This window comes from Rouxiella chamberiensis (assembly GCF_026967475.1).
GTDB classification, from domain to species: domain Bacteria; phylum Pseudomonadota; class Gammaproteobacteria; order Enterobacterales; family Enterobacteriaceae; genus Rouxiella; species Rouxiella chamberiensis.
The window spans coordinates 2,491,909-2,506,844 of sequence record NZ_CP114058.1; the positions used below are offsets into that span (position 1 = coordinate 2,491,909).

General features: G+C 53.8%; 13 protein-coding genes and 3 pseudogenes. 12 read left to right on the top strand and 4 right to left on the bottom strand.

The features are described from left to right. Window positions 1-161 precede the first annotated feature (161 nt). The 3 genes from O1V66_RS11540 (at window position 162) to O1V66_RS11550 (ending at window position 2,252) form a co-directional block, all read left to right on the top strand. A complete protein-coding gene (locus O1V66_RS11540; protein WP_045046299.1) occupies window positions 162-782 on the top strand; it encodes a hypothetical protein in 621 nt (206 codons plus the stop codon). A gap of 87 nt (window positions 783-869) precedes the next feature. Beyond that, window positions 870-1,496, top strand: coding sequence for a cytochrome b/b6 domain-containing protein (locus O1V66_RS11545; RefSeq protein ID WP_045046298.1), 627 nt, complete (start codon window positions 870-872; stop codon window positions 1,494-1,496). Between the two features lie 18 nt (window positions 1,497-1,514). Next, window positions 1,515-2,252 (top strand): molybdopterin-dependent oxidoreductase, encoded by a 738-nt coding sequence (locus tag O1V66_RS11550; protein WP_269128354.1) that lies wholly within the window; start codon window positions 1,515-1,517, stop codon window positions 2,250-2,252. 107 nt (window positions 2,253-2,359) lie between these two features. Here O1V66_RS11550 and ompX read toward each other — a convergent pair whose 3' ends face one another. Further along, on the bottom strand, window positions 2,360-2,887 hold the full coding sequence (gene ompX, locus O1V66_RS11555; RefSeq protein ID WP_045046860.1) for an outer membrane protein OmpX: 528 nt from the start codon (window positions 2,885-2,887) through the stop codon (window positions 2,360-2,362). A 428-nt stretch (window positions 2,888-3,315) separates the two neighbouring features. On the opposite strand from ompX, the gene rhtA reads away from it, so the two are divergent. From rhtA to glnQ, 8 genes and pseudogenes are all read left to right on the top strand, one after another. Next, window positions 3,316-4,212 (top strand): threonine/homoserine exporter RhtA, encoded by an 897-nt coding sequence (gene rhtA / locus O1V66_RS11560; RefSeq protein ID WP_045046859.1) that lies wholly within the window; start codon window positions 3,316-3,318, stop codon window positions 4,210-4,212. A 148-nt stretch (window positions 4,213-4,360) separates the two neighbouring features. Continuing rightward, window positions 4,361-4,921, top strand: a complete 561-nt coding sequence (locus tag O1V66_RS11565) for a fasciclin domain-containing protein (RefSeq protein WP_045046296.1) — start codon at window positions 4,361-4,363, stop codon at window positions 4,919-4,921. A gap of 97 nt (window positions 4,922-5,018) precedes the next feature. Continuing rightward, on the top strand, window positions 5,019-5,597 hold the full coding sequence (locus O1V66_RS11570) for a sigma-70 family RNA polymerase sigma factor (RefSeq protein WP_045046295.1): 579 nt from the start codon (window positions 5,019-5,021) through the stop codon (window positions 5,595-5,597). Continuing rightward, window positions 5,594-6,312, top strand: a pseudogene (locus O1V66_RS11575) (anti-sigma factor). The gene O1V66_RS11570 and the pseudogene O1V66_RS11575 overlap by 4 nt, the downstream one beginning before the upstream one ends. A 498-nt stretch (window positions 6,313-6,810) precedes the next feature. Next, window positions 6,811-7,315: pseudogene (dps, locus tag O1V66_RS11580) on the top strand (DNA starvation/stationary phase protection protein Dps). Between the two features lie 495 nt (window positions 7,316-7,810). Continuing rightward, window positions 7,811-8,554, top strand: a complete 744-nt coding sequence (gene glnH / locus O1V66_RS11585) for a glutamine ABC transporter substrate-binding protein GlnH (protein WP_045046293.1) — start codon at window positions 7,811-7,813, stop codon at window positions 8,552-8,554. A 111-nt stretch (window positions 8,555-8,665) separates the two neighbouring features. Beyond that, window positions 8,666-9,325: a glutamine ABC transporter permease GlnP gene (gene glnP / locus O1V66_RS11590; protein ID WP_045046292.1), complete on the top strand. Its 660-nt coding sequence runs from the start codon at window positions 8,666-8,668 to the stop codon at window positions 9,323-9,325. Then, window positions 9,322-10,044: a glutamine ABC transporter ATP-binding protein GlnQ gene (glnQ, locus tag O1V66_RS11595; protein WP_045046291.1), complete on the top strand. Its 723-nt coding sequence runs from the start codon at window positions 9,322-9,324 to the stop codon at window positions 10,042-10,044. Before glnP ends, glnQ begins: the two co-directional genes overlap by 4 nt. Window positions 10,045-10,101: 57 nt before the next feature. On the opposite strand, the pseudogene rlmF reads toward glnQ, so the two are convergent. Further along, window positions 10,102-11,058, bottom strand: a pseudogene (gene rlmF, locus O1V66_RS11600) (23S rRNA (adenine(1618)-N(6))-methyltransferase RlmF); the annotation flags it as partial. Window positions 11,059-11,329: 271 nt separating this feature from the next. Here rlmF and O1V66_RS11605 point away from each other — a divergent pair. After that, entirely contained in the window at window positions 11,330-11,962 is a 633-nt protein-coding gene (locus O1V66_RS11605; protein WP_045046289.1) for a flavin reductase family protein, read from the top strand. Window positions 11,963-12,003: 41 nt separating this feature from the next. Here the strand turns inward: O1V66_RS11605 and O1V66_RS11610 are convergent, their stop codons facing one another. Together O1V66_RS11610 and ybiB are read right to left on the bottom strand one after the other, a co-directional pair. After that, window positions 12,004-13,866, bottom strand: coding sequence for a M3 family metallopeptidase (locus O1V66_RS11610; protein WP_045046288.1), 1,863 nt, complete (start codon window positions 13,864-13,866; stop codon window positions 12,004-12,006). A gap of 37 nt (window positions 13,867-13,903) precedes the next feature. Beyond that, a complete protein-coding gene (ybiB, locus tag O1V66_RS11615; RefSeq protein ID WP_269127495.1) occupies window positions 13,904-14,908 on the bottom strand; it encodes a DNA-binding protein YbiB in 1,005 nt (334 codons plus the stop codon). Between the last annotated feature and the right edge of the window lie 28 nt (window positions 14,909-14,936).

Here is a 14,936-nt window from a genome sequence, read left to right on the forward strand (position 1 = left end):
TGTCATCAACAGGTCCCGGTTAATCGTTCACTCTTACTATCATTAGTGAACAGGTTATCCATCAAGTCTCTGTTTTCAAGCTTGTTGCCTTACCCGCCTGCTTCCTGTGGAGCAGGCTAGACTTTACTGTTATTTCTCACCTCACAAAGTTGGAGAGTATTATGATTAAGTCCTCACGCCTTGCCGGTTTATTGCTGTCTTCCCTGCTGATGACCAGCGGTGCCTTTGCCGCCGACGCCAGTAACACCATTAAACCGACACGCGGCACCATCGATGCCGTAACCCCGACCTCCGTGACGCTGACCACCCGTCAGGGCGAAAAACTGGACGTCAAACTGACCGACCAGACCAAAATCACGCAGGTTACCGAAGGCAAGATGTCCGACATTCAGGCAGACAGCTTCATCGGCACCGCAGCGGTTCCCCAGGCCAACGGCACGCTGAAGGCGCTGGAAGTACACGTATTCGCGCCAAGCCTGCGCGGCAGCGGTGAAGGTTTCAACCCGTTTGAATCGGCCGACGGCAAAATCAATACCATGACCAACGGCACCGTAGGCAAGCTGGTCAACAGCAATGGCCGCACGCTGACCGTGAAATATCAGAACGGCGAGAAAACCGTGGTCGTTCCTGACAACGTACCTGTGGTGCTGCTGGCACCGGGCGATCGCAGCCTGCTGAAGCCTGGCGCGCATATCGTCCTGTTCCCGATTAAAGATGCGCAGGGCGCACTGGCCGCTCGCGGTATCGCGGCAGGTAAAGACGGCGTTACCCCGCCGATGTAATGATGTACGAATAACAGCTTCGGCCCGCCTCCCTCACGTGTCTGCGTTTCAGGGCGGGCCGGAGCTGCCCCTTCCAAGGAAACTCTGATGCGTAAAAAAAGAATCCACCCCTGGCCGGTAAGGATCTGTCATTGGGTCAATCTGCTGGTGATGATTGGCATGGTGATGAGCGGTTGGGGGATTTACAACGCTGACCCGATTTTCGATTTTACCTTTCCCCAGATAACCACGCTCGGCGGCTGGCTCGGCGGCAACATTGGCTGGCACCTTGCCGTGATGTGGGTATTGGCGGCCAACGGCCTTTTTTATGTGCTGTGGGGCCTATTCAGCGGTCATTTCAAACGCCGCTTTCTGCCGTTTACCCCGACCTCCGTCTGGCATGATCTTGTCGATGCCCTGCGCTTTCGCCTGTCGCATAAATCCAGTCAATACAACGCAGTACAAAAGCTGATGTATGTCGGCGTCTTGCTGCTTGGTGTGTTGCTGGTGCTGTCGGGACTGTCCATCTGGAAGCCGGTGCAGTTCAGCGGACTGGTGGCGCTGATGGGCGGCTTTACTATAGCGCGTTACGTACATTTCTTTGCCATGAGCGGCGTGATGCTGTTTGTCGTGGTGCATGTGGCGATGGTGCTGCTGGTACCCAAAACGCTGCCGGGCATGATTACCGGCGGAAAAGTGGTGGCGAATAATTCAGGAGATCCCGCCGATGAGTGATGAAAAAAGCGGCCAAAAATCATTCTCGAGCCGGACCAGCGCAAAAAACTGGTCAATATCGAACGCCGGTTGATGATTAAATCGGGCCTGACGCTGGGCGCGGTATCGATGTTGACGGGCTGTAACATGCAGGATGGCGACGAGGTCGATAAAGTGCTGTGGGCAATGTCGCGCTGGAATGACCGCGTGCAGGGCTGGCTATTTGGCGGTCAGAAACTGGCGCAAACCTATCGACCCGACCAGATAACGCACCCTTTCCGCTTTAACGCCTATTATCCCGAATACAATGTGCCGGAAATAGATATTCCCAATTACCGGCTGGAAGTCTCCGGCAAGGTCGAGAAGAAAGCATCGTGGACACTGGAGCAGTTGCAACGTTTGCCGCAAAGCAGTCAGATTACCCGGCTTATCTGCATTGAGGGCTGGAGCGCCATCGGCCAATGGAGCGGTGTGCCGCTCAAGACTTTCCTCGAGCACGTCGGGGCGGATCTGACCTGTAAATATGTCGGCTTCAAATGCGACGATCGCTACTATTCCAGTATCGACATGGCAACCGCGCTGCATCCGCAAACCATTCTGGCGCTGGATTTCGGCGGCAAGCCTCTGCCTCCCGACTTTGGTTATCCTTTACGACTGAGAATGCCGACCAAGCTGGGATTCAAAAACGCCAAGCACATCGGCGGCATTTTTGTGACCGATACCTATCCCGGCGGATATTGGGAAGATCAGGGGTATAACTGGTATAGCGGAATTTAGGCAGAATACGTGTGGGAAGAGGGAATCAAGAAAAAGAAAAACCGCCCCGGGAGGCGGTTTTTTTCGAATCGTGGTCGCCTGAATTTCAGGCCGCCAGGGTTCGATAATTAGAAGCGGTAACCCACGCCTGCGATCCAGGTGCCAACGTCGGTGTTGCGGATACGGCTCTGCTCGTAAGAGAAGTCCAGTGCAACATTTTCGATTGGGTTGAACTGCAGACCCGCGCCGTAGGTGAAGCCAGCGTCGGTTGGTTCGTTACGAGTACGCTCGGTAGTGGACTGTGCGTTGTTGATTGTGTCCCACTCAGCTACGCTTACACCGACCACGCCATAGATGCTTGCCCAGTCGTTGATACGGTAAGCTGGACCTGCAGTCACACCGTAGTAGGTGCCTTTCTTGTAGGTGCTACCGTAAGAATCAGATTTCTCAAGGTAAGTCAGGGAGCCGATTACGCCCCATGGGTTGTCATCCTGCTCGTAACGGTATTTTAAGTTGAAGCCCGAAACTTTGTTCAGAACGCCTTGCGCATCACCCTGAGCATAACCACCAGTAACGGTGCTGGTGCCAGCGAATGCACTTGAAGTACCTAAAGCTACTACGCAAGCTAATGCGGAAAGACATGCAATTTTTTTCATAACCACCTCAAAAAAGGGAATCAAAACAACCTTCACCACAAAAATATAACAAAAAGCAGTGTGAAACTCTGCCTCTATTACGATGTCCAAAGCAACATATGGTGTAACAGGAAGTGTCCATAATGATATATCTCTTTATTTTATAACAGCTTTTTAGCCGAAATAATATAAGACAAACTTATTGAACTTTTTCATATTAGCAGAAAATTCCTAAACCTTTGGGTAAAAATGCAGCATTTTTAGGGCGGAAAATTCTCAAACATCCTGTTGAAGCAAAAAATATTACGCTTTATTTCCCCTTTTTCTCCCAAGATTTTCACATCTCGGTACAATGGCGGGGTCATTTAGCCTGCTTCACTCGAAGGGATACCGAGTCTTTGAAAAACAATTCGCCCAATGCGCACCACTCCGGTCATGAAGCCGAGGGAGTGACAGCTGCGCCTGCCAAAATTCATAATCCTCTGGTCGCGGTTGCCATGCTGCTTATCGCCATGCTTTCTCTGCAAGGCGGCGCGGCGCTGGCAAAATCGATTTTCCCCCTTGTCGGCTCTCAGGGCGTTACGGCGCTGAGACTCAGCATGGGCTCAATCATTCTGCTCTGTTACTTTCGACCGTGGCGTTTAACCATGCGCGGCGGCAATCTGCGATCGCTGCTGATTTATGGCGTCGCGCTAGGCTGCATGAATTATACCTTCTATTTGGCAATTCGCACGGTGCCGCTCGGCGTGGCCGTTGCGCTTGAATTTACCGGCCCGCTCGCCGTAGCCATGTTCTCTTCACGTCGCGCCATCGACTTTATCTGGATTCTGCTCGCCGTCACGGGCCTGTGGTTCCTTTTGCCCCTGGGTCATAGCGTATCAAGCATTGATCTCGTAGGTGCCTGCTACGCGCTGATAGCGGGCGCTTGCTGGGCAGTCTATATTCTGGCGGGCCAACGCGCCGGCAGCAGTTATGGCCCCGGCACTGCGGCGCTGGGTTCGACGATAGGCGCGCTGATTTTCTGCCCCATCGGAATCGCACAGGCGCAGAGCGGCGTGTTTACGCTGGATATTCTGCCTATCGGCCTGGGCATAGCCCTTCTCAGTTCGGCGCTGCCCTACTCGCTCGAGATGATGGCGCTCACCCGCCTGCCCGCCAAAACCTTTGGAACCCTGATGAGTCTCGAGCCTGCCGTTGCAGCGTTGTCGGGCATTCTGTTTCTTGGCGAGCACCTCACACCGCTACAGTGGACGGCGCTGGCCGCCATCATCGCCGCATCGGCCGGTTCTACGCTGACGGCGCGCAAGCGTTCCAAATTGGACGCCCTAAAAGCCGAGCCTCATTAGCCGAATAACGCTTTGTAAAACAAATGAATTTAAAAAAGAGCGAAATATATTATTTATTTCGCTCTTTTTTTGCATCCAGCAGGCGCGATGCCTCGTATGTACAGAGGTAAGGCAAACAACTTGTCGACTCAACCTGAAGGATTACATCATGAAAACGATTATCCGTACCGCTCTGTGCGCTTCTCTGCTGTTTAGCACCGCGTCAATGGCAGCAATGATGTCCAATACCACCATGGTCGGTGGCGCTGAAATGTATCCATCGAAAAATATCGTCGAAAACGCGTTGAACTCCAAGGATCACACGACGCTGGTCGCCGCCGTCAAAGCCGCAGGTCTGGTCGATACCTTGCAGGGGAAAGGCCCTTTCACCGTCTTCGCGCCCACTAATGCCGCCTTCTCCAAACTGCCGGCGGGCACCGTCGACAATCTGGTCAAGCCTGAAAACAAGGCCATGCTGACCAGCATCCTGACCTATCACGTCGTGGCCGGGAAATACGAGATGAAAGATCTCGAAAAATTGATCAAGAAAGGCAACGGTCATGCAGAGCTGAAAACCGTAAATGGTCAACCGCTGTGGATTATGGCCAACGGTCCGCACAATATTCAGCTGAAAGATGGCAAGGGCAACATGGCCAACATCAGCACCTATGACGTCCAGCAGAAAAACGGTGTCATCGATGTGATAGATACCGTGTTGATGCCTAAATAAAATCAGCGTCTATACTAAGCTCTGTCCCGCAGGGACTGAGCCGGGGGATGCAGTACCACACCGGTGTACTGCATCCTTTGGTCTTCAGGAAGAGCGAATGAAAGAGCATGCCGAAAACCCTATTCCGCCAAGCGACAGCGTGCTGCACAAAACGCTGATGCAGGCCGTTGCCGCCGGCGATCGCCAGGCTTTTGAGCAACTTTACCGTTTGACCTCTCCCCGACTGTTCGCCGTTGCGCTGCGCATGCTGCGTCGCCACGCCTGGGCTGAAGAAGTGCTGCACGACTGCTATCTCACCGTCTGGAACCGCGCCGCAAGCTACAATGCCGCGCTAAGTTCACCCATGACCTGGCTGACGCATATTGTGCGAAACCGTGCTATCGACTGGTTGCGCGGGGCCGACAATCAGCATCTCGCGCTGGAGGAAGAGATGCAGGACGCGCTTGTCGAAGAATACTCTCAACCGCTACTTCATCTCGAACAAGACGGTGAGGCAAAAAAACTGGCGGAATGTCTGGGGCATCTCCCACCGGAACAGAGGCAAAGTCTGGTGCTGGCCTATTATCAGGGACTCTCGCACAGTGAAGTGTCCGACCATTTACAACAACCTTTGGGCACGATAAAAAGCTGGATCCGTCGCGCGCTCGACCACCTGAAGAGCTGTGTAGGCCTATGAAAACTAGACGCGAATATCACGCCGCATTGGCGGCAGAGTATGCGCTCGGCACGCTGAGAGGCCCTGCGCGCCTCAAGTTCGAGCAGCAAATGCAGCAGGACCCCGTCCTCGCCGCCGACGTGGCGCGCTGGCAGGAAGCCTTCTCACAGCTCGATAATCACCTGACGCCCGTGACGCCGCCCGACTCGGTCTGGAAAAAATTCAACTCCAGTTGCCGCCGAAACCCGTGCCGCAAGAGACGTCAGACGAAGCATCCCCGGCTGTTCAACGTAAAGGCTTTGCCCGTGCCTATCTCGGATGGGCGGTGGCGGCCGGACTGGCGGCGCTGCTGCTGGTGCCAAAAATCTGGGAAACCGCACCGCAGCGGGCCACGCCGATTGCCGTTCTGGCCACTGCCGCCGACAGCCGGATTGCCGGGCAGTGGGTGGTCACTGCCGAGAATACGGCCTCTTCCCAGAGACAGTCGCTCAGGCTGACGCCGCTACACGCTGCGCCGGTCGCAAGCGATCGTAGCCTCGAGCTATGGGTTATTCCCGCAGGAGGGAAACCCGTTTCTCTTGGCCTGGTCGATGCGCAACACGCAACGCAGTTTGCGATGACCGACTCTCTGGCCAAAGGGCAGGCGACGCTTGCCATCACGCTGGAACAGAAAGGCGGTTCGCCTACGGGACAACCGTTGGGCAGCATTCTGTTTAGCGGCAATCTGACACTCTAAAAACACCCTCCTATATTTGCAAATGGTGCCATCAACACACAGAAAATAACCCTACATAGATATCACGGGGTTATTTTTTCGAATGTAAAAGGCTAACAAGCAAAAATTGCAGATAATTCTTAATAAAGGGTCAACGTTATTAATGGAATGACAATGAAAATAAATCCCATTTAGATTTAACAATTACATATGCATTTAAATAACACGAAAAAATAACACTAAAAATCAAAGTTATAATTAAAAATAAATCGCAATGGGTTGATATTAATCCTGTTGACCCATAGGGTAGAAGGTAACGCAGTAAAATATATCTCAATGACGTAACGTGTAATATTTCAGCAATAAATGCATCAAATGATGGCTTTATTCGTCTTCGTTTCTGACGATACAAACGATAGGCAATATTTTCCAACATGATGCGAAATCGTTGCTATACTTATTTCCAGAAAGTTAATGATATCGATACAAGATAACGACTCACTAAAGAGGATATTAATGATGAGTACCGCTAAACTGGTTAAAACAAAATCTTCTGAACTTATTTTCACACGCAATGATGTTGATGAAACCACCAAAATCGAAACCGTCAAGGTACTGAACAAACTGGTTGTGGAGTTCATCGACCTGTCCCTGATAACCAAGCAGGCACACTGGAACATGCGTGGCGCAAACTTTATCGGCGTGCATGAAATGCTTGATGGTTTCCGCACGGCGATCACCGACCACCTGGATACCATTGCAGAAACGTGCCATCCAGCTGGGCGGCGTAGCGCTGGGTACTGTGCAGGTAGTGAACGACAAGACGCCTCTGAAAAGCTATCCAACCAACATTCATTCCGTTCAGGAGCACCTGAAAGCGCTGGCTGAACGTTACGGCATCGTGGCAAACGATACGCGTAAAGCCATTACGGAAGTTCAGGACGAAGACACCGCAGATATCTTCACTGCCGCGTCTCGTGATCTGGATAAATTCCTGTGGTTCATCGAAGCCAACATCGAATAACGAGTCAGGCCGCCCGCGCGCATGTCGGCACGGGCAACACAATTGCCTGATATTAAAAAGGAGAGCTTCGGCTCTCCTTTTTTGTCTTCACATCTCGCTCAATCTCTATCGCACCAAAACTGGGCACACCTGTCCCTCCACGTCCTCTTCCCCTTTCCGCACCCTTTCCTGCGCGCCAAAAAATGGCAGACATTCATTTAATCAAGACAAATTGTTAGCATATTTACGTGCTTTATGTATTTTAATGTTAATAAATGCGCAGTTTTGGAACAAAAAATAGTTTAGCCTGAGACTTCGCACCAAAATGGCACGCAATGAAATCATCAGGCACTATTTTGGTGCATTAAGGGGTATGTTTTAGCAAATCATGCCAATGAGTGGCAACTAACCCTTTGAAATAAAACGAATGTGAAAATTGGCATAACTTTTGCTTATCACAGCGCGTAACGATTAAAGGGTAGGTTCTCCCATAAATAGACATAGGAAATTGTACTTATGAAGTCGATGTTGAAGGTTTCCCTGGCCGCCCTGACGCTGGCCTTTGCAGTAAGCACACACGCAGCAGAAGAAAAACTGATCGTTGCAACGGATACCGCATTCGTTCCTTTCGAATTCAAACAGGGTGACAAGTACGTTGGTTTTGATATCGACCTGTGGGACGCGCTGGCGAAAGAGATGAAAGTCTCCTATACCCTGAAACCAATGGATTTCGACGGTATCATTCCTGCCCTGCAGACCAAGAACATCGACGTCGCGCTGGCCGGTATGACCATTACCCCACAACGCGCGCAGGCGGTTGATTTCTCCGACGGTTACTACACCAGCGGCCTGATTACCATGGTTAAAGCCAACAACACCGACATCAAGGGCGTTCCTGATCTGAGCGGTAAAGTGGTTGCAGTGAAAAGCGGCACCAGCTCCGTCAACTACATTGCCGCCAATCTGAAACCAAAAGACGTGCGTCAGTTCCCGAACATCGACAGCGCCTACATGGAACTGGGTACCGGCCGTGCCGATGCCGTTCTGTTTGATGCTCCAAACATTCAGTACTACATCAAGACTGCCGGTCACGGCAACTTCAAGACGGTAGGTCCGACCGTTGAAGGTCAGGATTACGGCGTGGCGTTCCCGAAAGGCAGCGCACTGCGCGAGAAAGTGAATGCCGCACTGAAAACCCTGCGTGCAAACGGGACTTATGCCGCTATCTACAAAAAATGGTTCGATACCGAACCTAAATAAATGCAGTAATGAGGTATAGCTTCCCGACGTGTAACGCGTCCGGCTATATCACCGGCCCTGAGTGATTGTCACCAGGGTCGGCTTTGTTTTTGTTTATCAGGAGATTAATCCATGCAGTTTGACTGGAGCGTTGTTTGGGCCGCTCTTCCTATCCTTGCCGAAGGCGCCAAGATGACCCTGTGGATTTCTATCCTGGGTTTAGTTGGAGGTCTGATTATCGGCGTCATTGCGGGCTTTGCGCGTGCATTTGGCGGCGTTGTCAGCCGAAATATTGCTCTGGTTTTCATTGAGCTTATTCGCGGTACTCCAATCGTTGTCCAGGTTATGTTTATCTATTTTGCCTTGCCAATGATGATTAGCGGTATTCGAATCGATCCCTTTACCGCCGCCGTCGTTACCATTGTGATCAACTCGGGGGCGTATATCGCCGAAATCACCCGTGGTGCAGTACAATCCATTAACCGTGGCTTTAACGAAGCGGGTCTGGCGCTGGGGCTTTCACGTCGTGCTACCCTGCGCTATATCATCATGCCGCTGGCTTTGCGCCGCATGTTGCCGCCGTTGGGTAACCAATGGATTGTCAGTATCAAAGATACTTCGCTGTTTATCGTTATCGGCGTAGCGGAATTGACACGTTCAGGTCAGGAAATCATTGCCGGTAACTTCCGTGCAATGGAGATCTGGAGTGCGGTTGCCGTTATCTATCTGATTATCACGCTGGCACTGAGCTTTGCTATGCGCCGCCTGGAACGCAAACTGAAAATTTTATGATTGAATTTAAAAACGTCTCCAAACACTTCGGGAAAACCCAGGTGCTTCACGATATCGACCTGAAAATCAATCAGGGCGAAGTTGTGGTTATCATCGGACCATCAGGTTCCGGTAAGTCTACGCTGCTGCGCTGCATCAACAAGCTGGAAGAAATTACCTCCGGCGAACTGATCGTCGACGGGCTTAAGGTCAATGACCCCAAGGTCGACGATCGCCTGATTCGTCAGGAAGCCGGCATGGTGTTCCAGCAGTTCCACCTGTTCCCGCACATGACGGCACTGGAAAACGTGGCCTTCGGCCCTGTCCGCGTGCGTGGTGCGAGCAAGGATGAGGCACAGAAGCTGGCAAAAGAGTTGCTGGCGAAAGTGGGCCTTTCAGAAAGGGCGAACCACTATCCGTCCGAGCTTTCCGGTGGTCAGCAGCAGCGCGTGGCGATTGCCCGTGCGCTGGCAGTCAAGCCGAAGCTGATGCTGTTTGATGAGCCTACTTCCGCGCTTGACCCGGAACTTCGCCACGAAGTGCTGACCGTCATGAAAGATCTGGCGGAAGAAGGCATGACGATGGTTATCGTGACCCACGAAGTCGGCTTTGCCGAGAAAGTGGCATCGCGCCTTATCTTTATCGATAAAGGCCGTATTGCCCAGGATGGCCCTCCGGCCGAGCTTATCGGCAACCCGCCAAGCGAACGTCTGCGCGAATTCCTGCAACACGTTTCTTAATGAAAAAGGCCTCTTTCGAGGCCTTTTTTAATGCTATCCGTGAGACGCTGCAGGCACTCAGCCCCAGCGTTTACCGACCCAGGCTTTCTGCTGTGACGTCGTCAGGAAGGTCCAGGCGACGAAACGGCTGACTTTCTGCCCCTGCGCCATCTCTACGGTCTTGACGTTGGTGGCTCCGGCTTCTTCCAGCGCGTCATAAATCAGTGGCAGCGTAGTCTTCTTGGAAATCAGCACAGTGAACCACAGGCAGTTGTTGCCTTTGGTCGCGCTCTCTTCCACCATGCGCTCGACGAAAGCTTCTTCGCCACCTTCACACCACAACTCATTGTGCTGGCCGCCGAAGTTTAATTCCGACTTGTCGCCACGACGATCGGTGCCGAGGTTTTGGCGCTTGCGCTGACTGCCGGCGGCGGCCTCTTCGGCCGAGGCGTGGAACGGCGGATTACACAGGACCGCGTCGTAACGCTCGTCGTGACGAATGATGGTATCGAAAATCCGTGGCGGCTTGGCCTGCAAACGGAAACGCACCTGATTGGTCAGCAACGGGTTGGTCGCCACAATCTTTTTCGCAGCCGCCATCGACACAGCGTCGATTTCGCTCGCCGTGAAACGCCAGCCGTATTCACGCAGGCCAATGATGGGATAAATACAGTTGGCGCCTACGCCGATATCCAGAATCGCAATGTTTTTGCCCTGCGGGATAACGCCGTTATTGTTACCGGCCAGCAGGTCCGCCAGATGGTGAATGTAATCGGCGCGGCCCGGGATGGGCGGACACAGGTAATCGGCCGGAATATCCCAGTTTTCAATCTGATAGAAATGACGCAGCAGCGCGCGGTTCAGGGCTTTAACGGCCTGCGGATCGGCAAAGTCGATCGACAGATCGCCCCATTTGTTTTCGGCCACAAAAGGTTCAAGCTCCGGGCTGCTGGCGATCAGTGCCGGAAAATCATAGCGGCTGCGATGGCGATTTCGCGCGTGAAGCCCGCTTTTTCCTGCGGGAAAACAATCTTTTTATCCTGCGGAATCGCTTTCTTTCTTTCCACCTGAATGACTCTCCAATATCAATGTTAAGCTCGCCCGCATGCCGACCGATGATGTCGGGCCGCAACGGCGGGTAAAATTCTGCCGCGTAAGATAACACAAACGGCAGCCCGTGGCTGTGGGCATCACACACCCGGCCACTGTGTGTAGGTTCGGAATCGGTTAGGGTATTGAGAAACTGTACTATTGTTGATCAATGAAAGTTTTTTGCCGAAATAATTTAACCAGGAAAAGGTGAATCATGAGCTCCGACGACCGCTATTTCTATGAACCTGCCAAAGGACACGGCCTGCCGCACGACCCGCTGAACGCCATCGTCGGGCCTCGCCCCATCGGCTGGATAGCGTCACGCAGCGCGCAGGGCCAGCGCAACCTCGCGCCTTACAGTTTCTTCAACTGTTTCAACTACCGTCCACCGATTATCGGATTCGCCAGCAGCGGCTGGAAAGACAGTGTGAAAAATATCGTCGAAACCGGCGAATTTGTCTGGAACCTGACGACACGCAGTCTGGCCGTGAAAATGAATGAAAGTTCGGCCTCGCTCGAGCATGGGCGCGATGAATTCGAGTTTGCCGGTCTGACCCCCGTGCAGGGCAGCATCGTCAAGGCCGATCGGGTACTGGAAAGTCCGGTGAATTTTGAATGCAAACTCTCGCAATGTATTCAGCTGCAAGGCGCGGCGGGCGAGAAAATCGATACCTGGCTGGTGCTCGGCGAAGTCGTGGCGGTGCATATTGCGCGTCATCTCCTCAATGAGGAAGGCGTCTACCAGACGGCTCTTGCCGAACCAGTGCTTCGTGCGGGCGGTCCTTCAGCCTATTACGGCATTTCTGAGGCACTGCGTTTCGACCTGACTCGCCCCGACGCCCGCTAAAAAAACGTCCCCTTCTCGTCGAAGAGAGGGGGACGCTTGCTTTATTTGCCCAAATAGGTCTGCTCGACGAAATCGGCAAAGTCCTGACACATGGCTTCATCGCCTTCGGCGTTATCGGCCAGCACACGATGACCATCAACCACGCGAATATGCACGTTGAGGTCAAAATCGGCGGCAGGCTGTTCACGCGCAGCGGCGCTGGCCATCACCTGCCGGGCTTCTTGCCATGCGGATTCCACCGTTTGATTGCAGGCCTGCGCCAGATAATCGGGATTAAAACCCTCACCCGTCAGGCTACGCAGCGTCTCGTCGTGCGTCACACTGTTGCCCGGCGTCCAGTAATGTTTTGCCAGATCGGGGCCGATCGCGGGGTTATCGGTTAAATAGCCGTCGCGTTTGAGGAAGAAGGCCCGCGTTTGTTCAACCGCCATCAACGCGAGAAGATAGCCCTGATAAGAGCATGCAGACTCGAGTGACAACAGGTGCGGCACCGCCAGCGTCGGCCTTGGGCTTCCGGCCACGCCGAGAATATGCGTTTCAACGTCGCGCGCCAGCGCCGTTATCGCCTCTGGCGTACATTTTTCTTCCGGCCACTGATAGAGTTGCCACTCAAAATACGGCATGAGCAGAATATGGCGCTCGTTGAAGGCACGCATCGGCTGACGCGCGGCAATACTCTGCTCAATCAGGGCATCCGGTACGGGTTCGCCGCGTTCATTTTTCGCATAGCGTTTTAACCAGTCGGCATCGTCCAGCAGGCTGTCGCAGAACATCGACTGGGTTTCGGCGTAGGCCATTGACGTCGGCGGAAACTCCTGCGAGAAACACGGCGCATTTTGGCGAATATTGGCGAAATGCGCGGCATGGCCGCCTTCATGGAACAGGGTATTCAAACCGCTCGCGCCGCTGCCGACCTGATCGGGCTTCGCCAGACTGGTAAAGTTGATGACGGCGGGCACCCAGGTGTCGCCATCAACGAAAGGCGGCACCGGTCCATGCATAAAACCGTTTTCATATTTACCTTCGCGCACCAGCAGGTCGAGCTGCATCTCCGCGCCGTTGAAACCGATGTTGAGCCGTTTGAAGCTGTTTATCCAGCGGCCCAGCGAATCGGCGAACGGGAAATAGGGATCCAGCTGACGCGTCACGTCGCCCGCGCTGGCATAGCGGATGTTCCACGGCATCAACGCGCCATCTCCCTTGCGGGCCACCAGCTCGTTCAGGCTGCGCACATTGCCTTCGCGCGTCTGTTCTTCAAAGCGGTCGAGAATGGCGAACAGTTGCTCGGGCGTCATCTGCTCGGTTTTATTGATTTTGTAATCGAAATAGTTGCGATATCCCAGCTGACGGGCAAAACGGTTACGCAGCGCGATAAGCTCAGGGAAACCATTTTGCAGCAGCCACTGCTCCAGTTCGCGCAGCGCAACCTGAGAACTGCGGCGATACTCTTCGTTTTCGTTGGTGGCCTGATTGGTCAGCAGCTCGCCCAGCGAGGCGGCCACCTGCTCGCCCCGGCTGTTCAGGTGCAGCAAGCGATGCTGTTTGCGTTTGTTATAGAGCGCGGATTCGGCCTCGATAATCTCGTCGAGCAGCGCCTGTGCCTGTGGATCTTCAATCGCATTGCAGTCAAAGAAGCGGTACCAGCCTTGCAGACCGGCCAACAGCGCATCGCGCGCCTCACTCTTTGGCTCGGCTTCGACGGCGGCCAGATGCTCGCGCAATTCGGCCAATCGACCCGGATTGGCAACAAAGCGTTTAAAGGCGCTTTCAGCGGCGGAAAAGCGGGCGGAAATCGTCTCGTCTCCGGTGCCCATATAGTTTTGCCAGAACAACTCTTCTTTGGTTTTATGAACCTTGAGATAGTCGCGATTCAGTGTCGCGAAATAGTCCTGTGAAGATTTCATAGCGTCCCTCGTGGCTGAAAGTTAAAGAGATTATCCATCAAGTGTAAGGTGACGCCGAAGGTCTGTCGACGTCACTCAGGCTAAAAAGCGCCTCGACCTTTAGCCGTGCGGCGGGCAGGTCGGCGGCCATGTCGGTTGCCACCAGGCAGCACGCGAGCTGATTGAGAATCGCCTCGGGCACGGCGACCTCGCCTTCAAGACAGCGGGTTATCCACGCCGCCGTGGTGTGTGCGTCGCGGGATGCAGGGAGATCCTGCGCGGCAAACGCCTGACGCTCGTGCAGGATGCGCTGCCCGCCATCGGTAATCAGATGCACCGGCGCGCTGCGCAGCGGATTGGCATAGACTTCGCCTTCCGTCCCTTGCGACAACAGCGCCCGGCCCGAAATATCATGGAAGAAAGAGGAGACGCGCTGGATGTATTCCGGGTGCGACACGCTCGCGAGCCGCAGTGCGGATTGCTGGCGAAACGGCGTTGCCAGCTTGGCTAGCGTATGGCTGCTGTTGCGCACGCCCATCTGCCAGCGCAGTTGAAGCTGTTTGTCGATGGCCGGACACAGGATTGAAACCGGAATAAATACGGGGCCGCGTCCTTCATCCAGCCACGTTTGTGCAGCTTGCGCGGAGGTAGCGGGCGCCATGCCCAGCGCCGCGAAAATTTCATGGCTGGTGACACGGCTCGGATCTTCCGTCACGCCGTGCACCACGACCGGCAGACCCAGCCGATGCAGCAATATCGCCAGTAGCGGCGTCAGGTTGGCCTGCTTGCGCGCGCCGTTATAACTCGGGATAACCACCGGCATGGGGCGATGGGCAGGCGCGGTTAGCTCGAGGGTCTGCTCTTCCATCGCCTGATAAAAGCCGAGCATCTCCTGCTCGGCTTCTCCCTTGATTCGAAAGGCAATCAGCAAGCCGCCGAGTTGCAGGTCGGGCACGTCGCCCGCCAGCATCAGTCGATACAAGGCCAGCGCCTGTTCTTTGTCGAGATCGCGGGCATGATTTTTTCCGCGCCCGACTTCTTTGATAATTTTAGTAAAATCCATTGCTCTACCCTCACCTGCGAATGACTCC